Source organism: Pseudomonas flavocrustae (genome assembly GCF_029872515.1).
In the GTDB taxonomy this organism is placed as follows: domain Bacteria; phylum Pseudomonadota; class Gammaproteobacteria; order Pseudomonadales; family Pseudomonadaceae; genus Chryseomonas; species Chryseomonas aestiva.
Genome location: NZ_JAPDIQ010000003.1, coordinates 181,849 through 201,522 on the forward strand (window position 1 = coordinate 181,849; position 19,674 = coordinate 201,522).

A 19,674-nucleotide genomic window follows, 5' to 3' on the forward strand; every position below is an offset into this window, starting at 1 on the left:
TAATACAAAATCCTTTCGATCATGAGGATTTTAATCTTCTGCTAACGTCGCGCCCCCAGTTGCTGGGGTGCCAGAAAGGCGCTGTGGAAGTAGCTGCGAAAGGCCTGCATGGCCGGTGTCAGGGGGTGTTCGCGGTGCCAGGCCAGCCCCACGCTCATGGGCGTGATGGGCTCTATCAGGGTGCGCGTCTCCAGGCGCTTGCCCTCCAGCGACCAGGGGCGATAGACCAGGTCGGAGAGAATGGCCACGCCGCTGCCGTTGGCCACCATGCTGCGCACGGCTTCCACCGAGCTGGTCCGCAAGCGCACCTGGGGTTCAAGGCCTGACTGGCGCCAGTAGCGCCTGGCACTCTGTTCCGCCTCATCGACGGTCAGCAGCACATAGGGCTCGCGGGCGACATCGGCCAGGCTGACATTGGGTCGATCGCGCAGGGGATGGCCACTGGGCAGCCAGAGACGGCGTTCGGAATTGAAGAGCGTCTCGGAGACGATGTCCTCGTGGGTCAGGTTGGCGGTCAGGACCACCGCCATGTCGATGCGCCTGTCCAGCAGCGCCTCCTCGATGGCCTGGCGCTCCTGTTCGTGCACCGCCACCGTCACCTCGGGATAGAGCTGCGCCAGGCGTTGCAGATGGTGCGGCAGGAAGTAGCCGATCACCGTATAGCTGGCGGCGATGCGTAATTCGCCGCTGGCGCGGTGGTCGGGCAGGGCGCTGCTCAGGGCATCGTCGACCCCGCGCAGGATGCCGTAGGCATGGTTGAGGAAATGCCGGCCGGCATCGGTCAGCGCCATTCCTTGCGCCGAGCGGACGAAAAGACTGGCGCCCAGCAGACTCTCCAGTTCCTGGATGGCACTGGTCACCGCCGACTGGGAAATGTTTAGGTGGATGGCCGCCTGGGAGATCTGCCCCAGTTCGGCGGTCGCGGTGAAGTAGCGCAGCTGACGCAGGGTAAGGGCCATGACAACTGTCCTGAGGTATCGATTTTTCCGAACGCTGGACCTTGGATAATAAATCTTCCCAAGGGGGCAGGGCAGTCCTAAGGTCGAGGACACCGCACCACTGCAAGGGAATACCGCAATGATCGAGGTGGACTTCAATTCCGACATGGGCGAGGGCTTTGGCGCCTGGACGCTGGGCGATGGCGTGGATGACCAACTGCTCGACCTGGTCAGTTCGGCCAATATCGCCACCGGCTTCCATGCCGGCGATCCCGCCCTCATGCAGCGCACCGTGCTGCAGGCCAAGGCGCGCAACGTGGCCATCGGCGCCCATCCGGGCTATCGCGATCTGGTGGGTTTCGGCCGCCGGCCCCTGCAGATGCCCGCCGAAGAACTGGTGGCCGATATCGTCTATCAGCTCGGCGCCCTGCGTGAATTCGCCCGATTGCATGGCCTGCGGCTGCAACACCTCAAACCCCATGGCGCGCTGTTCATGCACCTGGCGCGGGACGAGACGGCTGCCCGGCTGCTGGTGGAGACGCTGCAACGGATCGAACCCGGGCTGCTGCTCTATTGCCTGCCCGATTCGGCCACCTGGCGAATCGGTCGCGAGCTGGGCCAGCCCCTGGTGCGCGAGTTCTATGCCGACCGGGACTATGACGCCAGCGGGTCCATCGTGCTGGTCCGGCGCATGGGTGCGCTGGATCCCCAGGCCGTGGCCGAACGGGTACTCAGAGCCTGCCAGCAGGGCAGGGTCGCCACGGTGGAGGGGGGCGAGGTCGAGGTGGCCTTCGAATCCATCTGCCTGCACAGCGATACCCCCGGTGCGCTGGGCCTGGCCCAGGCCATCCGCCAGCGCCTCGACGCCACCGGCATCGCCATCCGCGCCCCTGGCGCCGGCTAGTTTTCATGCGGACACCGGCGCCAAGACGCCGGGTCCTCCAGTCCTTCGCTACGCCTGCCTTTCCGACAACATTGCCTAGAAGAGGAATCGTCATGGCCGAACATTCGGTGCTTTCGCCCTTGCCCGGAACGTTCTATCGCAAACCCACGCCCGATGCGGCGCCCTATGTGGAGGTCGGGGAAACCGTCACCGCCGGCACGGTGATCGGCCTGGTCGAGGTGATGAAGCAATTCTCGGAGGTCCACGCCGAAGTGGACGGGACCCTGACGGCCTTCGCGGTGGAGGACGGTGACCCGGTCGAGCCGGGTCAGTTGCTGGCCACCCTGAGCGGAGCCGCCTCGTGAGTACGTCAGGGAGCGGCATCCGCCGTCTGCTGGTGGCCAATCGTGGCGAGATCGCCGTTCGTATCCTGCGCGCCGCCAAGGCGCTGGACATCGAGACGGTACTGGCCTGCAGCGAGGCCGACCAGGATTCCCTGGCGGCGCGCCAGGCCGATGCCGTGGTGGTGATCGGCCCGGCGCGGGCGGATCGCAGCTACCTCAATATAGAGGCGCTGCTCAAGGCCTTGCGTGACAGCGGCGCCGATGCGGTGCATCCCGGCTATGGCTTTCTGGCCGAGAACGCTGCCTTTGCCGATGCAGTGGAGGCGGCGGGTGCCGTCTTCGTCGGCCCCTCGGGTGACATCATCCGCCGCATGGGCGACAAGGCCGAGGCACGACGCACCGCGCAGGCGGCTGGCGTCCCGGTGGTCCCGGGCTCTGCCAGCGAACCGGCTGATATAGAGGCCGCCATAGCGGCAGCCGAGACGGTGGGCTATCCGCTGCTGATCAAGGCAGCGGCCGGGGGAGGAGGTCGGGGCATCCGCCTGGCCCGCGACGCCGCCGAGCTGGCGCGGGAATTTCCCGTCGCCCAGCGCGAAGCCCAGACCGCCTTTGGCAGCGGCGCCCTCTATCTGGAGCGCTTCATCGAGCGCGCTCGTCATATAGAGGTGCAGATCCTTGGCGATGGCCAGCGCGCCGTGCATCTGTTCGAGCGCGAATGCTCGTTGCAGCGGCGCCGCCAGAAGCTCTTGGAAGAAGCGCCATCGCCGGTGCTGAGCGCTGCCCAGCGCGAGACCCTCTGCGCCAGCGCGGTACGCCTGGCCGAACGCCTCGGCTATCGCGGCGCGGGGACCCTGGAGTACCTGTTCGATGAAGCCAGCGGCGAATTCTTCTTCATCGAGATGAACACCCGCATCCAGGTCGAGCACCCGGTCTCCGAGATGGTCACAGGTATCGATCTGGTCCAGGCCATGCTGCGCATCGCCGGGGGTGAACCCCTGGGGCTGCGCCAGGAAGACATCCATCTGCAGGGCGCCGCCATCGAGCTGAGACTCAACGCCGAAGATCCGGCGCGCAACTTCTTTCCCAGCCCCGGGACGGTCGAGCAGCTCGCCTGGCCGCAGGGCCCGGGCATCCGCGTCGACAGTCATCTCTACGCAGGCTATCGGGTCCCCCCTTATTACGACTCGCTGCTGGCCAAGCTCATCGCCCATGGCGCCGATCGCGGCGAGGCCCTGGCCCGTGCCCGCCAGGCGCTGGACGAATTACGTCTGAGCGGCATGGCCACCACCGCCAGCCTGCATCGCCGTCTGCTGGACGAACCCTGGGTGATCGAAGCGCGCTTCGACACCGGTACCCTGGAACACTGGTTGGCCGAGGAGATCTCCGCATGACGACCGCGATCCGCTATAGCTTCGGTGGCGACGAGCACCTGTTCGTCGAATTGTCCGAAAGCATGTCCCTGGAAGCGTTTTTCCGTGGCCTGGCCATGACCCGTGCGGTGCAGGCGCTGCAATTGCCCGGCATCCACGACATCTGCCTGGCCAATGCCTCCTTCCAGATCCGTTTCGATCCCGATGTGCTGCCGCCCGACCGGCTCCTGGCAGCGGTCCAGGGCGTGGAAGACCAGGCGGTGGCCGAGCGCCAGCTGGCCACGCGGATGATCGAAATCCCGGTGCTCTACAACGATCCCTGGACCCACGAGACGCTGATGCGCTTTCGCGATCGCCACCAGGATCCGTCCGCCACCGATCTGGAATACGCTGCGCGCATCAACGGCCTGGCCGACGTCGAAGCCTTTATCGCCGCCCACAGCGGCGCGCCCTGGTTCGTGTCCATGGTGGGTTTCGTCGCCGGATTGCCGTTCATGTTCCAGATGGTGGAGTCCGAGCGGCAGTTGCAGGTCCCCAAGTACCTGCGACCCCGCACCGACACACCCAGGCAGACCCTTGGCCACGGCGGCTGCTTCGGCTGCATCTATTCGGTACGGGGCGCCGGCGGCTACCAGATGTTCGGTGTGACGCCGGCGCCCATCTACGATCCGGCGCAGCGCCTCGATTACCTGCAGGAGCACATGGTGTTCTTCCGGCCCGGCGACATCGTCCGTTTCCGCGCCATCGACCGTGCCGAGTACGACCGGATGCTGGCCGAGGTAGAGGAGGGTAGCTTCACCCTGAATATCCGGCCGGTTGACTTTTCCCTGGACGCCTTCCTCGACGATCCCCGTGGCTATCCGCGCACCCTGATGGAGGAGCCGGCATGATCAAGGTACTCAAACCCGGCCTGGCCACCTCGATCCAGGACCTCGGCCGTGAAGGCTACTACCACCTGGGCATTCCGCCGTCGGGTGCCATGGACAGCTATGCCTTGCGCGCGGCCAATCTGCTGGTGGGCAACGCAGCCGGCGCCGCGGCCCTGGAATGCACCTTGCTCGGTCCGGAGCTGCTCTTCGCCGAAGACGCGCTGGTCGCCCTGAGCGGCGCGCGCATGACGCCACGCCTGGACGGCGCCGAAATGCCGCTGGACGAAGCCTTCGGCGTACGCGCCGGCCAGGTGCTCAAGTTCGATTACCTCAAGGCCGGTGCCCGTGGCTATCTGGCCGTGGCGGGCGGCTTCGATGTGCCCGAGGTGCTGGGCAGTCGCTCGACGTACACCCTGGGCGGCCTGGGTGGCTTCCAGGGTCGAAGGCTCGCCGCGGGTGACGAACTGGCTGTCGGCACCCCGGCGACAGGCGTCAAGCCTGGCGTCCGGTTGCCAGGCGACCTGGTGCCGGCTTGCGGCGGCGAGGTGATCCTGCGGGTCGTGCCGGGTCTCTATCATCACCGCCTGACCGCGGACGCCGCCGAGGCGTTCTTCGCCGATACCTGGACGGTAGGCTCCGAAGCCGATCGCATCGGCTATAGATTCAAGGGCGGTCGGCCGCTGCAATTCACGCCGCGCGAACAACCCTTTGGCGCCGGCTCGGATCCGTCCAATATCGTCGACAGCTGTTATCCCATCGGCTCGATCCAGGTGCCGGCGGGCCTTGAACCCATCGTCCTGCACCGAGACGCGGTGTCTGGCGGCGGCTACGCCATGATCGGCACCGTCATCAGCAGTGACCTGGATCTGATCGGCCAGCTGCAGCCGAATCAGAAAGCCCGGTTCGTCGCCGTGACCCTGGAAGACGCGCTGGCCGCACGGCGTGTGTACCGGGAACGTCTGCAGCGACTGGAGCAGGTCCTGGCGACCTGAGGGTCGCTGGGCGTTGCGGCGATCGGTCTGGAGATCCTGAAGACGTCGTTCGTAACGGACACGTCTTCAGGATCGTCACTCAAGGAAATCCTGCTCGAAGCTGCACGTCTTGCAAAACATGCTGATCGGCAGCGTCAGGGTAGGGAAGCGAGAGTGGAGTCTGCTGGCTGGATTGGCGAGAACGTTAAACGCCGAGTGGGATGGCAAAGGGCAGTTGTCAGCCCAGGCCTATATCCAATTTAACATAATATACATTATGCGAAGTCATGGTTATGGAGCGCTGCACCAGGTGGCTGCGTTTTTACGCTGGCGGCTTCCTCCAATTCGTCACGACCTCGCCACGTTGCCTGCCATTACGACTCCAGGGATTCAGATCGCCGCTTACCGTACACCTGCACCGCAAATTCCGCAGCGCCCGTTTGTACAAGACGCCGCTGGCGGCTTTAATCGGATGGCGTCCGTTCCCGGAGTTCCTTCCGGTTGTCGCGCCTCTGCCTGTGTCACCGCGCGCGAATGTCCTGGGTTTCCAACACGTATTCCATCCCAAGGAGTTTTGCATGGCTTATCAAGCCGCTTCCGATCGCTATGACCGTATTCCTTACCGCCGCGTGGGTCGCAGCGGTCTCGTGCTGCCGGCGCTTTCGCTGGGCCTGTGGCACAACTTCGGCGACACCACGCCGCTGGATCGTCAACGCGCCTTGCTGCGCACCGCCTTCGATCTGGGCATCAATCACTTCGACCTGGCCAACAATTACGGGCCGCCCTATGGCAGCGCCGAGATCAATTTCGGTCGGCTGCTGCGCGAAGACTTCGCGGCCTACCGCGACGAACTCATCATTTCCAGCAAGGCCGGCTGGGACATGTGGCCCGGACCCTATGGCCAAGGCGGCGGCTCGCGCAAATACGTCCTGGCCAGCCTGGATCAGAGCCTCAAGCGCCTGGGCCTGGATTACGTCGACATCTTCTATTCGCACCGTTTCGACGAACACACGCCGCTGGAAGAAACCGCCAGTGCCCTGGCCACGGCGGTTCAGCAAGGCAAGGCGCTCTACATCGGTATCAGCTCCTATTCGGGGACCAAGACCCGGGAAATGGCCAAGCTGCTGGCCGACTGGAAGATCCCGCTGCTGATCCATCAGCCGGCCTACAACCTGCTCAATCGCTGGATCGAAAAGGATCTGCTGGAGGCGACCAAGGACATCGGCAGCGGCGTGATCGCCTTTACACCTCTGGCCCAGGGGTTGCTGACCGACAAGTACCTCAATGGCGTTCCGGCCGAAGCCCGGGTCAATCAACCCGGTGGCCAATCGCTGCAGCAAGGCCATCTGTCCGCCGAGAATCTGGCCCGGGTCCGCGCCCTGGATGCCATCGCCAAGCGCCGCGGCCAGAGCCTGGCGCAGCTGGCCCTGGCCTGGACCCTGCGCGACCCGCGCATCACCAGCGCCCTGATCGGCGCCAGTCGGCCCGAGCAGATCGTGGAAAACGTGGCAGCTCTGGACAACCTGACCTTTACCGCCGAGGAACTGGCCGAGATCGATACCCATGCGGTCGAAGGCGACATCAATCTCTGGGCCAAGCCGTCCAGCGCGGAATAAGGCGCCGCTTGGCGTAGCGGGCGCTCCAGCGTCAGCTACGCCTACCTTTATAAGCTCCTGGCAGGGCATAACCACCCTCGCCCGCCCTCACCTCTGCGGCTGCTGACGCCGCGTCCCGATCTGTTCCTGGCGATACTGGCTGGGCGTCTGTCCGGTCTCGTTGCGAAAATGCCGGTTGAAATTGGACAGGTTGGAATAGCCCACCTCGAAGCAGATGGCTGCAATGGACAGCTCCGCCTGCCGCAGCAGACGACAGGCCCGCTGGATGCGCAGCTTGCGCGCCAGTTCGATGAAGCCGTGGCCGGTAACCTTCTTGAAAAAGCGTGAAAACCCCGCCTCGCTCATGCCGACGCGCCTGGCGATCACCGGCAGCCGGATATCCTCGGTGAGTTCGCTCAGCAGATAGTCGAAGGCCTGATGCACCCTTGCGGAACTGCGGGCATCCAGCGCCGGCGCATAACAGGCACTGGCCAGGACGATCCTTTCGCGTCCCGGCGCCCGGGACAGCAAGCCCAGCAAGGCGAACAGCTTGAGCAGGCGCTCGGCACCCCGGGCCTGGCCCATCGCCTCGATCAATGCAGCCGCCTGCAGGGCCGTATCGCCGTTGAACTCCAGACCGCGTCGCGCCTGTTCCAGCAACGGCAGATAATCGCCCAGCTCCGGTGCCACAGCGCTCAGCGAGCGCAGCAAGTCACCATTGAACTGGATGACCACATCGCGACCGGCAAGCACCTCGCCGGGTGGCAGATCGCCGATCCAGTCATGTGGCAGATCCGGCCCGATCATGGCTACGTGACCTGCCGCAAAGGGCCCGACATAGTCGCCGGCCAGCAGTCGTCCACTGCCCTGGCGGATCAGGTGGATCTCGTATTCGGGGTGATGATTCCAGCGCGCCAAGGCGTAGGGATAGTCGTGCTCGTACCAGCGAAAACTCTGGTCGGGCGCGGCGAAGATCACTTCCAGCTCTGCTGGCCGCGCCTCGAAGAAGGCGGTCGCCTTCATGATGTACCTCTGCGTGTTCTGGTAAGACCGCACCCGTCCGCCTGGCTATCGATGCTTTTTTGACCTCGGCGCGCTGTGCGATCCAGGTCAAAAATGTATCGGCAACTGGTCAATACCAGGTTAGCCAGCGGCTTGGCCCTGCTGTTGTAATCCTCTCCAGCGGGCCTGTCGAGATCAGATTTATATCGGCGGCCAGCCGCTCATAACAACAACAAGCTGCCCGCCGTGGCAGCCACGGAGAGAAGAAGATGAAGCGCCCTATCGCGTTGCTGCTGCTGGCCGGTCTCGGACTGACCGGTGTTGCCCAGGCCGTCGAATCGGTCACCGTTGCCACCGTCAACAACAGCGACATGGTGCGCATGCAGCGCCTGTCCCAGGTCTTCGAAAAACAACACCCCGATATCAAGCTCAACTGGGTGGTGCTCGAAGAAAACGTGCTGCGGCAGCGGCTGACCACCGACATCACCACCGGTGGTGGCCAATTCGACGTGCTGACCATCGGCACCTACGAAACACCGCTCTGGGGTGCCAAGAATTGGCTGGAGCCGCTCGACAACCTGCCTGCCAGCTATGACGTCGAGGACATCTTCCCGGCGGTCCGCCAGGGGCTGTCGGTCAACAACCGTCTCTATGCCCTGCCGTTCTACGGCGAAAGCACCGTCACCTATTACCGCAAGGATCTGTTCAAGGCCGCCGGCCTGCAGATGCCCGACAAGCCGACCTGGACGCAACTCGCCGCCTTCGCCAGCCAGCTCAACCAGCCGGACAAGGAGCAATACGGTCTCTGCCTGAGAGGCAAGGCCGGCTGGGGGGAAAACGTCGCGTTGCTCAGCCTGATGGGCAACGCCTTCGGCGCGCGCTGGTTCGACGAACAATGGCAGCCCGAACTGACCAGTCCCGAGTGGACGGCAGCGGCCAATTTCTACGTCGACAACATGAAGAAGTACGGCCCGCCCGGGGCTTCCAGCAACGGCTTCAACGAGAACCTGGCCCTGTTCAACAGCGGCAAGTGCGCGCTCTGGGTGGATGCCAGCGTCGCCGGCTCCTTCACCACCGACAAGAGCCAGAGCAAGGTGGCCGATGCGGTCGGCTTCGCCGCCTCGCCCCATGAGGTCACCGACAAGGGCTCGTCCTGGCTGTATGCCTGGTCGCTGGCGATCCCGGCGAGCGCCAAGCACAAGGAGGCTGCCAAGACCTTCATCACCTGGGCGACCTCCAAGGAATATATCCAGCTGGTGGCCGACCAGGATGGCATCTCCAACGTCCCGCCGGGCACTCGCCAGTCGACCTACAGCCAGGCCTACCTGAGCGCTGCGCCCTTCGCCAGGATCACCCTGGAGATGATGCAGCACGCCGACCCGGCCCATCCCTCGGCCAAGCCGGTGCCCTATGTCGGCATCCAGTACGTGACCATCCCCGAGTTCCAGGCCATCGGCACCTCGGTCGGCAAGTTGTTCTCCGCTGCCCTCACCGGCCAGATGAGCGTCGAGCAGGCCCTCAACGCTGCCCAGACCTCGACGACCCGCGAAATGAAACGCGCGGGCTATCTCAAGTAGCTTCCCTTTATCCAAGACCTGACTGCGCGCTGCATCGCGCGGTCAGTCTCTCGATTGGAGCCAAGACCATGAACAGACTGGAAGGAAAAAGCGCCCTGATCACCGGCGCCGCGCGCGGTATCGGCAAGGCCTTCGCCGAGGCCTACCTGCGGGAAGGCGCAAGGGTGGCCATCGCCGACATCAATATCGAAAGAGCCCGTGAAACGGCCGAGGAACTGGGCGAGCGCGCCTACGCCCTGGCCATGGACGTTACCGACCAGGTGTCCATCGACACGGCTATCGCCCAGGTGGTCGCTACCGCCGGCAAGCTCGACATCCTGGTCAACAATGCCGCCCTGTTCGACCTGGCCCCCATCGTCGAGATCTCGCGGGAAAGCTATGACCGGCTGTTCGCCATCAACGTGGCCGGGCCCTTGTTCACCCTGCAGGCCGCTGCCCGGCAGATGATCGCCCAGGGTCATGGCGGCAAGATCATCAATATGGCCAGCCAGGCCGGGCGCCGCGGTGAAGCCTTGGTTGCCGTCTATTGCGCGACCAAGGCCGCGGTCATCAGCCTGACCCAGTCGGCCGGCCTCGACCTCATCAAGCACCGCATCAACGTCAATGCCATCGCCCCCGGCGTGGTCGACGGCGAGCATTGGGAGGGTGTGGACGCCCTCTTCGCCCATTACGAGCAACGGCCGCTGGGCGAGAAGAAGCGCCTGGTCGGTGAAGCCGTACCCTACGGCCGCATGGGAACCGCCGAGGACCTGGTCGGCATGGCACTGTTCCTGGCGTCCAGCGACAGCGATTTCGTGGTCGCCCAGACCTACAACGTCGACGGCGGCAACTGGATGAGCTGATCCACCCTGCGGTCAGCTCAGGTCATGCAGTTCCTTGACGATCGCCGGACCGATCTGCAGGTCGGCGAAGCTGACCTCCAGGCCCTCGCGCTGCGGCGAGCAGCAATAGGGCCCGACCTGCAGGTCCGCGCCCTCTTCGCTCGCGAACCGGCACAGCCGCAACAGCGGCCAGGTCAGACCATCCAGGGAATACTGGAGGCGCAGCACCTCGTCATGCAGTGTCATCCGCAGCCAGAAGCCGCGCAAGGCATCAGGCATGGGCCCGAGGGCCCAGTCGGAATGCCCCAGGGTGAGGACGCTGCCCAGATGGGCGATGCCATCGCTGATCTCGAGCCCGGTCTTGCACCACTGCTCGCGGCCTTGCCGCACCATCAGGCCGGCCTGGTCATACAGCTCGGTAAAGGTCCCGGTGATCCGCACTTGGGCGGTGAAGTCCGCTCCGGCCGCATAACCGCGGAAATGCCCGCTATCACGCTCGAAGCCGTATTGGGTCCTCTGCCAGAAGTCGGTCTCGCGATCGGTACAGATGTGCAGCAGGCCATCCGTGTCGGACCAGCGCTTCGGCTCGTTCAGCCAGTGGGCGGGCAAGGTCTTCGCAAGGGTCATGACGGTTATCCGCGGCGGATGGGCTGCGCACACGATAGATCAAGGACGCGGGATGCGCCAAAGCTGGAAGTTAATCGTGCTGTCAGGGCAGCCATCCCCTGCCCTCTAGCGACCTTCTTGCAGGCATGAAAAAAGGGAGCCCGGAGGCTCCCCTGTTCAAGTACGTCTGCTGTCCTCTTGTTTTTGTTGTCGGACATCAACGTCATCGATCTTTAGTACGCCCCACCAAGCAGGTGGGAAGTGAACAGATTACTTTGGTTGCTCTGCAGCGTTCCAAAATGATCGGTTCGCGAGCCTTGGCCGTCTTGTTCTTGTTGTGGGCGGTTAGCGGCGCATCTTGTTGTTCTTGTGTCAGTAATAAAGCACTCGCCGTGCCAACATTCATAAGTCGTTGAAATAGATAGATTTTATTGATTCTAGCCTGACATTGGGACGACTGTTGCGGAGGATTTCGTTACCTTTTCACTCGGCGGTGAAGGATCTGGTTACGACATCCACCCGCTCGGTAACGTCAGCGGCGCTCAGCGGCTGTAGGTCGAACGCTTGAGTGTCGCCTCATTGTTGCGCTGGGCGGCAGGTCGTTCGGGATTGTCGGTAGGCAGGTACAGCAGCCGTGTGGCCAGCACCTCGCGACGCGGCTTGATGTCGGGTCGCAGCGCCCCGCGCTGGGTACGGTCGAAATCGCGCAGGTCGACGACCTGCATGCCGTCCTGGGCCGGCACCACGAAGACCGGCAGGTTGGCGTGGATCATGGCGTCATAGCGACTTTCCTCGCCGAACCAGAGCATCGCCCGTGGATGCGGGGCGATCTTCTTGTGCCGGACCAGGATGTCGTCGTCCGCCATGCGATTGAGTGCCTGATGCTCCTGCCATTCCGGCGTGCGATCCAGGGCGGTCCGCTCCCGATCGGCGCGGGCCATGGCGAGGGTCTTGAGTTGCTCGCGTACCTTGGACACCTTGACCCGCTCTCCTCCGGCGGTATGGCCGGCCCAGGTAAAGGTCAGCTGCCGGACCGGATCGGGAAAGCCATGCACCTTGCGGATCAGCTGCTTGGTATTGAAGGCGCCGCCCAGGGCCTTGCGCATTATGCGCGGCCGCGCCTCGGGCGCCAGCTCCAGCTCCAGGCGCGTCTGTTCGATGGCCGCGCTGAAGGCCGCCTTGCAGGTGTTGATGGCCAAGACCTCCTCCATCAGGGGTTCGGTCAGGGCGATATAGCCTGGCAGGCGGCTGACCGTACCCGGCGCCTGGCCGGGCTGCAGGTGGAAGGCCAGCAAGGCATCGCGGGTAAGCTTCACCGCAGCGCTGCCCTCGAAGAACTCCGCGGCAATGTGGTCCGGCACCCGCTGTTGCGCCAGCAAAGGCAGCCGCCAGACCCGGGCGGCTATCACCTTGCTGGGCCAGCGCTCATTGAAGGTTGCGATGCTCCGCTTCAGCTCTTCGAACGCGTTCTTGATGTCTTCGTGCATAGCCAACTCCAGCCTGATATCTACCAGATTGTAGCATTTGCACGAACTTCACCCTTCTTATTGATTACCTTACAGAAGGATATCTTAGTAGCAGCCTCTGTGTAGGGGTGGTATTAACCTAGACCGACTGCAACTTCTGGCTGAACTGCGGTCGGCCGTCCTGATCTCTCAGGGTGACCTGCAGCTCGGCGGTCTTCCCGTCGATCTCGACTTCGCCGAAGAATTGGAAATTACTCAGCGGCGAGGTGTTGGCCTGGGGCGGTGCCTTCTGGAAAACCACCTCGGGACCAAAGGTGGCATCCAGTGGATTGGGCCCGAAGCTGCCTGCATTGAGCGGGCCTGCCACGAATTCCCAGAAGGGTTCGAAATCCTGGAACGCTGCCCTGTCCGGGTGATAGTTATGCGCGGCGCAGTAGTGCACATCAGCGGTAAGCCAGACGGTATTGCGAATCCCCTGCCTTGCGATGAAGCTCAGCAGATCGGCCGTTTCCAGCTCCCGCCCCTTGGGGGCGCCCGGATCGCCATTGGCGATGGCCTCCCAGCGGGCCTGCCCTTGCGCGTCCTTGCCATCCGGGACCTGCAGCCCGATGGGCATATCGGCCGCGATAACCTTCCAGGTCGCCCTGGACGCCTGCAGCTCCTTCTTCAGCCAGTCGAGTTGCTCCTGACCGAGGAAGGCACCCTGACCGCCCTCCTCGTCCCCCAGGTTGTTGTCATTGCCGGCGCGATAGCTGCGCATGTCCAGCACGAAGACATCCAGCAAGGGGCCGTAGGCGATGCGGCGGTAGATGCGCCCTGCCCCGTCTGCCGAGACGCCGCGCATGGGTGCGTACTCCAGGAAGGCCTGGCGCGCCCGACCACTCAGGACAGCGATGTCCTTGACCTGGTAGCGCTCGTCCAGCGTCTTGCTCGGCGACCAGTTATTGGTGGTCTCGTGGTCGTCCCACTGCCATATCTGCGGGACTTCGGCGTTGAAGCGCTTCAGATGGTCGTCCATCAGGTTGTAGCGATAGTTGCCGCGGAATTCGTCCAGGGTTTCCGCCACCTTGCTCTTGGCCTCGGTGGTGATATTGCGCCAGATGCGCCCTTCTTCCACCGTCATTTGCGCTGGCACCGGCCCGTCCGCATAGATGGTGTCGCCACTGTGCAGGAAGAAGTCCGGTCGCCGCTCGCGCATGGCGTTGTAGATGCGCATGCCGCCGATATCGGGATTGATGCCAAAGCCCTGCCCCACGGTGTCGCCGCCCCAGACGAAACGGATATCGCCACGCTGACTCGGCGCCGAGCGCAGGTGACCGGCGACAGCTTCGCTGAGGGCACCACTGTCCACGTCCTCGAAGCGAACGCGGTAGAAGATGTGCTGATCGGCCGGCAATCCGGCGAGGTCGATACGCGCCGTATAGTCCTGCGCGGCCGTGGTGACGGCACCGGCCACCTTGCGCGGTGAGCGAAAGCTCTCCTGGGTATCCCACTCCACCAGCAACCGGGCGGGGCGGTCCGTGCGACTCCAGATCAATGCGCTGCCGTCAGTGACATCTCCCGCCTGGATACCGTCGGGTATTGCTGGACGTCCGGCCGGCGCGGCCCAGGTCCTTTGCCCCAGGGCCGGTAACAGAAGCGAAGCACCCAGGCCTTGCAGGACACGACGACGATCAGGACGAAGAAGGGACATGGCATAGGCCTCTACTGGAAAACCGCTAGCACTACCCCGCCTTGATTACTTGTTCATGACATCAGAGGTATCAGATAAACTGTTTTTGCCTTATAGGGGTGGTATTAACCAACAGGCGCTTTGGCCTGGCTCCCCGAAATGGCATCATGGCGCCCCTGTTACGAACCGCCGTCACGGCCGTCGCGAAGTTGCTTGGAGCCTCCATGTCCGCCAGACCCTTTATCACCGTCACCCCGCCCAACGTCGCGCTGCACGGACGGATCGCCCCGCCCGGTTCCAAGTCCATCACCAATCGGGCACTGCTCCTGGCCGCGCTGGCCAAGGGCACCAGTCGCCTGACCGGCGCCCTCAAGAGCGATGACACCCGGCACATGTCCGAGGCCCTGCGGCAGATGGGTGTCACCGTCGACGAGCCCGATGCCACCACCTTCGTGGTGACCAGCTCCGGTCATCTACAGCAGCCGGCCCAGCCACTGTTCCTCGGCAACGCCGGCACGGCGGTACGCTTCCTCACCGCGGCGGTGGCGACCGTCGCGGGCGCCGTGACCCTGACCGGTGACGCCTATATGCAAAAGCGCCCCATCGGTCCCCTGCTGGAAACCCTGAGGGCCAATGGTATCCAGGTGGACGCCCCTAGCGGCTGCCCGCCGGTGACCGTCACCGGCCAGGGCCGCCTCACCGCCCGCCGCTTCGAGGTGGATGCCGGTCTCTCCAGCCAGTACGTCTCCGCCCTGCTGATGCTGGCCGCGCTGGGCAGCGAACCGGTGGACGTCGCCCTGCGCGGCAGCGACATCGGCGCCCGTGGTTATGTCGACCTGACCGTCGAGGCGATGCGCGCCTTCGGGGCCCAGGTCGAGCAGCTGGACGCCGCCACCTGGCGCGTCGCCCCGACCGGCTATGTCGCCCGGGACTACTTCATCGAGCCGGACGCCTCCGCCGCCACCTATCTCTGGGCGGCCCAGGCATTGACCGGCGGCGCCATCGATCTGGGTGTGGCCGACGACGCCTTCACCCAGCCCGATGCCAAGGCCCGCGACCATATCGCGGCCTTCCCGCGGCTGCCGGCGGTCATCGACGGCTCGCAGATGCAGGATGCCATCCCTACCCTCGCCGTTCTTGCCGCGTTCAACGAGACGCCGGTGCGCTTCGTCGGCCTGGCCAACCTGCGGGTCAAGGAGTGCGACCGGGTCGCGGCGCTGCACGACGGCCTCAACGCCATTCGCACCGGCCTTGCCCGCGTCGAGGGTGACGACCTGCTGGTGGCTGCGGACCCGGCCCTGGCCGGTACCCGGACCGATGCCGTGATCGAGACCCACGCCGACCACCGGATCGCCATGTGCTTCGCCCTGGCGGGCCTGAAAGTGGCAGGCATCCGCATTCTGGACCCCGAATGCGTCGGCAAGACCTATCCTGAGTACTGGAATGCCCTGCGCAGTTTGAACGTCCAGCTGAGCGAGGGTATCGAAGCCTAGGAATCGCTAGCCACACGCCCGCTCGCTGAATGGAATCTACGCATGTCGATCTCGCTGCTCGAACAGCAGGCGCTTCTGCAGTTGACGTCCCACGCCCTGGTCATCACCGACCACCACGGGTGCATCGAGCGCTGGAATCGGGGCGCCGAACTGCTGTGTGGCTGGCCAGCCAACGAAGCCCGCGGTCAGCGCTTCGCTGACCTGCTGGCGCCCGATCGGGATATCTCGTTCCTGACCACGGCTCAGCATCAGGCGCTGGTCGATGAACATGGCCAGGGCGCCGGCTGGATCACGGTAGAGGGCGGTACGCCGCGCTGGGTGGAGATCGCCACCACGGCCCTGAAGGACGCCGATACCGTACTCGGCTTCGTGCATGTGCTGCAGGACCGCACCGAACAGCTGATGGCCGAGGAGCGAGTACGCCTGGCCCAGGACGTCGGTCGCGTCGGCACCTTCGAATTGCTGCCCGGAGAGGCCCGCTTGCTGGTGTCCTCGGGGTTCTGCGAGCTGTGGGGATTACCGGTCAGCCGCAGCTATTCCCTCGATGAGCTGGTCCGCCAGCTGCATCCCGACGATGTCGCCAGCCTGCGAACCCTGACTGCCGCGCCGGACGACGACGCCCTCGACTATCTCGAATACCGCATCCGCCGGGCCGACACCGGCGAGGAGCGCTGGCTCGGTCGCCGCGGCCAGCTGATGACCAGCCAGGGCAATGGCCGCTACCTGGGCGTGTGCTACGACATCACCGAGCGCAAGCTCAACGAAGCCGCCATCACCGAGCGCGATCTCTGGCTGCAGGAGCTGTATCACGGCATGCGCGAAGGCTTCTACATGGCCCAGGCGATCCGCGATGCCAGTGGCCGGATGGAGGACTTCCGTTTCCTTGAGGTCAATCCGGTCTTCGCCACCCTGACCGGCATCCCCCTGGATCAGGTCCTGGGGCGGACGCTGCGCGAATCCCTGCCGCAGCTGGAAGCCGATCTGCTGCCCGCCTATATCGACTTCATGAACGGCGATGCCGAATTCACCCAGTTCGACATCCTGCTGCACCTGCAGCACGAACACTGGTACGAGGTGCGCGCCCACAAGCTGCCGGGCGATCGCTTCGCGGTACTCTTCATCGACATCAGTGGTCACCGGCGCCAGGCCCAGGAGCTGGCCCGTAACGAGGCGCAGCTGCGCGCCATCATCAACTCCATCGACCAGATGGTCTGGGCCACCCGCCCCGATGGCCACCACTTCTATTTCAACGATCGCTGGTACGAATTCACCGGGGTGCCGGAAGGCTCCACGGAGGGCGAAGGCTGGGCCAACGTCTTCCATCCCGACGACCAGGAGCGCACCTGGAAGGTCTGGCACCACAGCCTCAGCACCGGTGAGCCCTACCATATCGAATACCGCCTGCGACATCGTTCGGGCCGTTATCGCTGGGTGCTCGGTCGAGCGCAGCCGGTGCGTGACGCCAAGGGGCGCATCGAGCAGTGGTTCGGCACCTGCACCGACATCCAGAGCATTGTCGACGCCCGGGAAGTGCTCACCCGCTCGCGCCAGGAACTGGAACAGCAGATCGAGCTGCGCACCCGCGAGCGGGATCGGATGTGGCGTATCAGCCATGATCTCATGGTGATCTGCCGCGCCGACGGCGAGGTGAAGACGGTGAACAGCGCCGCCACTCGCCTGCTGGGACGACGCGAAACCGACCTGGCGACCGTCCAGCTCACCGAATTGATCCATCCGGACGATCAGCGCCAGGTCTTCGATACGCTACGCTGCCTGGGCCGCCAGCAGGGCTCGGCGAATCTCAGGGCGCGGGTGCGTGCCCGCGATGGCAGCTATCGCATCCTCGACTGGACCGCCAGCGCCGAGGACGATCTCATCTACGCCGTGGGGCGTGACGTCACCGAGCAGCAGGAGCTGCAGGAACAGCTGCGCCAGGCGCAGAAGATGGAAGCTGTGGGTCAGCTGACCGGGGGTATCGCCCATGACTTCAACAACCTGCTGACCGGCATCATGGGCAGCCTCGACATGCTGCAGCGGCAACAGAAGGCCGGCCGGCAGGACAAGTTCGACCAGTATCTGCATTCGGCGCTGACCTCGGCCCAGCGCGCGGCCGCCCTCACCCAGCGTCTGCTGGCCTTTTCCCGGCGCCAGGCGCTGGATCTGCAGCCCATCCATGTCAACGACAGTGTGCGCTCCATGGAGGAGCTGCTGCTGCGCAGTCTGCGCGGCGACATCGCGCTGGTCCTCGACCTCGACAAGGATGTCTGGCAGGCACTGACCGATGCCCACCAGCTGGAGAGCGCCCTGCTCAACCTGGTCATCAATGCCCGCGATGCCCTGCCCCATGGTGGCACCATCCGCATCGAGACCCGCAATGTCTATCTGACCGACAGCGGCAACGGCCTGGACGCCGTGAGTGCCGGCGACTATGTGGCGCTGCTGGTAGTGGACGATGGTACCGGGATGCCGCCCGAGGTCATGGCCCGCGCCTTCGACCCCTTCTTCACCACCAAGCCCATCGGGCAGGGGACCGGCCTGGGGCTGTCGATGATCTACGGCTACGCCAAGCAGTCCAAGGGCCATGTCCGACTCGACTCCCTGCCCGGCAAGGGTACGACCGTCGGCCTCTATCTGCCCCGCTACCTGGGCGCCGATGTCGAGCCGCCGCGGCTGACGTCGCCCACCGTCACGCCCCAGGGCGCGGGCAAGACCGTGCTGGTGGTGGAGGACGAACCCGTGGTCCGGCAGATGGTGGTGGATCTGCTGCGGGAGCTGGGCTATGCCACCCTGCAGGCCGAAGACGCCCGTGGCGCCCTGCCATTGCTGGAAAGCGGACGTCCCATCGATCTGCTGCTGTCCGACGTCGGGCTACCGGGCATGAACGGTCGCCAGCTGGCCGAGATCGCGCGGCAGCGCCGGCCCGGCCTCAGGGTACTGTTCGCCACTGGCTATGCCGAAGGGGCGCATCTGGACGGCTATCTCGACCCCGGCATGACGCTGATCACCAAGCCCTTCAACCTCGACGCCCTGGCTGCGCGGGTCGGCGAAACCCTGGCAGCCGTCAGCCCTGCCGTTGCTGGCCCGCCAGACGCCGATAACTGAGCGGGCTCTGGCCGGTGCCGCGGCGAAAGAAGCGCGCGAAGTAGGCCGGATCAGCGAAGCCGAGGGCATCGGCGATCTCGCCCACCGACGCCTGGGTGTAGCTCAGGGTGCGGCGTGCCTCCAGCAGCAGCCGCTGGTGCACGATGGCTAGCGCCGAGGCACCGGCCAGCTGCCGACACAGACCGTTCAGGTGTACCCCTGAAATACCGAGCGCCGTCGCGTAGCGACCCAGACTCCAGTGCTCGCGATAATGCTGCTCGACCAGCGCCAGGAAACGTCCCAGGTGCTGTTCGGCACGCCGCGGCAAGGCCGTGCCCTGCTCATGGCGATGTTGCCGCAGCAGCCAGATCGCCAGGCTGTCGAGCAGGGCCTCGAGCACTATCTCGCGACCCGGCTTGTGCCCTTCGTATTCAGCGACCAGTTGGCCGATCAACTGATCGATCCAGAGGGCATCGGGCGCTGCCAGGTCCAGGCACTCGGCCCCCAGGAACAATCCCTGACCGGCTCGCTGGCAGCGCTGCTTCAGCCGCTCCACCTGGGGTACCGGCAGGGTAATGACGAAGCCTTCGACCGCCGGATCGAAGTCGAAGGCATGGACGCACAGCACCGGCAGCACCACCAGCAGCGGTCCGCGCCTTTCCCCCTGCCAGTCTTCCAGCTGCAGGCGCACCCCACCGGTGCGCACATAGAGCAGTTGCGCGAGATCCGCGTGGCGATGGGTGTCGATATGCCAGGCATGCAGCCGACTGCGACTCTCGATGGTCTCGCAATGCAGCAGATCCGGTGCCGGCCAGGCCTGAGCCTCGCCATACAGCTTGAAGATGGGTGGAAAGGCGTTGGTCATCGTCAGTCCCTGGGCGATAGCCGCACGAATCATTGAAAAGTACCAGAAAGTATCGGAAAGGTCCCTGCCGATACCAGCCAAAATCGTCCAAAAATACCGGAGCCCTATAACAAGACGGCGA

Annotated in this window: 16 protein-coding genes; 10 read left to right on the forward strand and 6 right to left on the reverse strand. The window is 64.6% G+C overall.

What is annotated here, in order from left to right; all coding sequences use genetic code 11:
- Positions 1-41: 41 nt before the first annotated feature.
- A complete protein-coding gene (locus OMP44_RS08705) occupies positions 42-959 on the reverse strand; it encodes a LysR family transcriptional regulator (RefSeq protein WP_187979281.1) in 918 nt (305 codons plus the stop codon).
- A gap of 118 nt (positions 960-1,077) precedes the next feature.
- Between OMP44_RS08705 and OMP44_RS08710 the strand changes: the two genes are divergently transcribed.
- The 6 genes from OMP44_RS08710 to mgrA all read left to right on the forward strand — a co-directional run bounded on the left by OMP44_RS08710 (position 1,078) and on the right by mgrA (position 6,991).
- Positions 1,078-1,842, forward strand: a complete 765-nt coding sequence (locus OMP44_RS08710) for a 5-oxoprolinase subunit PxpA (protein ID WP_280307388.1) — start codon at positions 1,078-1,080, stop codon at positions 1,840-1,842.
- 92 nt (positions 1,843-1,934) lie between these two features.
- Positions 1,935-2,186 (forward strand): acetyl-CoA carboxylase, encoded by a 252-nt coding sequence (locus OMP44_RS08715; protein ID WP_158896781.1) that lies wholly within the window; start codon positions 1,935-1,937, stop codon positions 2,184-2,186.
- Between the two features lie 17 nt (positions 2,187-2,203).
- The gene (locus OMP44_RS08720; protein WP_405046285.1) at positions 2,204-3,556 is read left to right on the forward strand and encodes an acetyl-CoA carboxylase biotin carboxylase subunit; all 1,353 of its coding nucleotides are present in this window, start codon (positions 2,204-2,206) and stop codon (positions 3,554-3,556) included.
- Positions 3,553-4,425: a 5-oxoprolinase subunit B family protein gene (locus OMP44_RS08725; RefSeq protein ID WP_187979283.1), complete on the forward strand. Its 873-nt coding sequence runs from the start codon at positions 3,553-3,555 to the stop codon at positions 4,423-4,425. The genes OMP44_RS08720 and OMP44_RS08725 overlap by 4 nt, the downstream gene beginning before the upstream one ends.
- Positions 4,422-5,396: a 5-oxoprolinase subunit C family protein gene (locus OMP44_RS08730; RefSeq protein ID WP_187979284.1), complete on the forward strand. Its 975-nt coding sequence runs from the start codon at positions 4,422-4,424 to the stop codon at positions 5,394-5,396. Before OMP44_RS08725 ends, OMP44_RS08730 begins: the two co-directional genes overlap by 4 nt.
- Positions 5,397-5,953: 557 nt before the next feature.
- Positions 5,954-6,991, forward strand: coding sequence for an L-glyceraldehyde 3-phosphate reductase (gene mgrA / locus OMP44_RS08735; protein WP_280307390.1), 1,038 nt, complete (start codon positions 5,954-5,956; stop codon positions 6,989-6,991).
- 87 nt (positions 6,992-7,078) lie between these two features.
- On the opposite strand, the gene OMP44_RS08740 is transcribed toward mgrA, so the two are convergent.
- Positions 7,079-7,993, reverse strand: a complete 915-nt coding sequence (locus OMP44_RS08740; protein ID WP_280307392.1) for an AraC family transcriptional regulator — start codon at positions 7,991-7,993, stop codon at positions 7,079-7,081.
- Positions 7,994-8,241: 248 nt separating this feature from the next.
- Between OMP44_RS08740 and OMP44_RS08745 the strand changes: the two genes are divergently transcribed.
- A complete protein-coding gene (locus tag OMP44_RS08745; RefSeq protein ID WP_133861687.1) occupies positions 8,242-9,549 on the forward strand; it encodes an ABC transporter substrate-binding protein in 1,308 nt (435 codons plus the stop codon).
- Positions 9,550-9,617: 68 nt separating this feature from the next.
- The gene (locus OMP44_RS08750; protein WP_187979287.1) at positions 9,618-10,391 is read left to right on the forward strand and encodes an L-iditol 2-dehydrogenase; all 774 of its coding nucleotides are present in this window, start codon (positions 9,618-9,620) and stop codon (positions 10,389-10,391) included.
- A gap of 12 nt (positions 10,392-10,403) precedes the next feature.
- Here OMP44_RS08750 and OMP44_RS08755 read toward each other — a convergent pair whose 3' ends face one another.
- The 3 genes from OMP44_RS08755 to OMP44_RS08765 all read right to left on the reverse strand — a co-directional run bounded on the left by OMP44_RS08755 (position 10,404) and on the right by OMP44_RS08765 (position 14,135).
- Entirely contained in the window at positions 10,404-10,997 is a 594-nt protein-coding gene (locus OMP44_RS08755) for a DUF1349 domain-containing protein (protein WP_273861543.1), read from the reverse strand.
- Positions 10,998-11,518: 521 nt separating this feature from the next.
- Complete coding sequence (locus OMP44_RS08760) at positions 11,519-12,463, reverse strand: DNA replication terminus site-binding protein (protein ID WP_280307394.1); 945 nt, start codon at positions 12,461-12,463, stop codon at positions 11,519-11,521.
- A 118-nt stretch (positions 12,464-12,581) separates the two neighbouring features.
- On the reverse strand, positions 12,582-14,135 hold the full coding sequence (locus OMP44_RS08765; protein ID WP_280307396.1) for an alkaline phosphatase D family protein: 1,554 nt from the start codon (positions 14,133-14,135) through the stop codon (positions 12,582-12,584).
- Positions 14,136-14,338: 203 nt separating this feature from the next.
- Between OMP44_RS08765 and OMP44_RS08770 the strand changes: the two genes are divergently transcribed.
- Together OMP44_RS08770 and OMP44_RS08775 are read left to right on the forward strand one after the other, a co-directional pair.
- Positions 14,339-15,607 carry a 3-phosphoshikimate 1-carboxyvinyltransferase gene (locus tag OMP44_RS08770; RefSeq protein ID WP_280307397.1) on the forward strand — a complete coding sequence of 423 codons (1,269 nt, stop codon included), beginning with the start codon at positions 14,339-14,341 and terminating at the stop codon, positions 15,605-15,607.
- 42 nt (positions 15,608-15,649) lie between these two features.
- Positions 15,650-18,709, forward strand: a complete 3,060-nt coding sequence (locus OMP44_RS08775; RefSeq protein ID WP_273861541.1) for a hybrid sensor histidine kinase/response regulator — start codon at positions 15,650-15,652, stop codon at positions 18,707-18,709.
- On the opposite strand, the gene OMP44_RS08780 is transcribed toward OMP44_RS08775, so the two are convergent.
- A complete protein-coding gene (locus OMP44_RS08780; protein ID WP_252977122.1) occupies positions 18,669-19,586 on the reverse strand; it encodes a helix-turn-helix domain-containing protein in 918 nt (305 codons plus the stop codon). The genes OMP44_RS08775 and OMP44_RS08780 overlap by 41 nt on opposite strands.
- Positions 19,587-19,674: the final 88 nt, after the last annotated feature.

Bases quoted from the DNA above. Each gene is read 5' to 3' on its own strand.
- OMP44_RS08705 (WP_187979281.1), bottom strand. From the start codon at position 959: ATGGCCCTTACCCTGCGTCAGCTGCGCTACTTCACCGCGACCGCCGAA.
- OMP44_RS08710 (WP_280307388.1), top strand. From the start codon at position 1,078: ATGATCGAGGTGGACTTCAATTCCGACATGGGCGAGGGCTTTGGCGCC.
- OMP44_RS08715 (WP_158896781.1), top strand. From the start codon at position 1,935: ATGGCCGAACATTCGGTGCTTTCGCCCTTGCCCGGAACGTTCTATCGC.
- OMP44_RS08725 (WP_187979283.1), top strand. From the start codon at position 3,553: ATGACGACCGCGATCCGCTATAGCTTCGGTGGCGACGAGCACCTGTTC.
- OMP44_RS08730 (WP_187979284.1), top strand. From the start codon at position 4,422: ATGATCAAGGTACTCAAACCCGGCCTGGCCACCTCGATCCAGGACCTC.
- mgrA (WP_280307390.1), top strand. From the start codon at position 5,954: ATGGCTTATCAAGCCGCTTCCGATCGCTATGACCGTATTCCTTACCGC.
- OMP44_RS08740 (WP_280307392.1), bottom strand. From the start codon at position 7,993: ATGAAGGCGACCGCCTTCTTCGAGGCGCGGCCAGCAGAGCTGGAAGTG.
- OMP44_RS08745 (WP_133861687.1), top strand. From the start codon at position 8,242: ATGAAGCGCCCTATCGCGTTGCTGCTGCTGGCCGGTCTCGGACTGACC.
- OMP44_RS08750 (WP_187979287.1), top strand. From the start codon at position 9,618: ATGAACAGACTGGAAGGAAAAAGCGCCCTGATCACCGGCGCCGCGCGC.
- OMP44_RS08755 (WP_273861543.1), bottom strand. From the start codon at position 10,997: ATGACCCTTGCGAAGACCTTGCCCGCCCACTGGCTGAACGAGCCGAAG.
- OMP44_RS08760 (WP_280307394.1), bottom strand. From the start codon at position 12,463: ATGCACGAAGACATCAAGAACGCGTTCGAAGAGCTGAAGCGGAGCATC.
- OMP44_RS08765 (WP_280307396.1), bottom strand. From the start codon at position 14,135: ATGTCCCTTCTTCGTCCTGATCGTCGTCGTGTCCTGCAAGGCCTGGGT.
- OMP44_RS08770 (WP_280307397.1), top strand. From the start codon at position 14,339: ATGTCCGCCAGACCCTTTATCACCGTCACCCCGCCCAACGTCGCGCTG.
- OMP44_RS08775 (WP_273861541.1), top strand. From the start codon at position 15,650: ATGTCGATCTCGCTGCTCGAACAGCAGGCGCTTCTGCAGTTGACGTCC.
- OMP44_RS08780 (WP_252977122.1), bottom strand. From the start codon at position 19,586: ATGATTCGTGCGGCTATCGCCCAGGGACTGACGATGACCAACGCCTTT.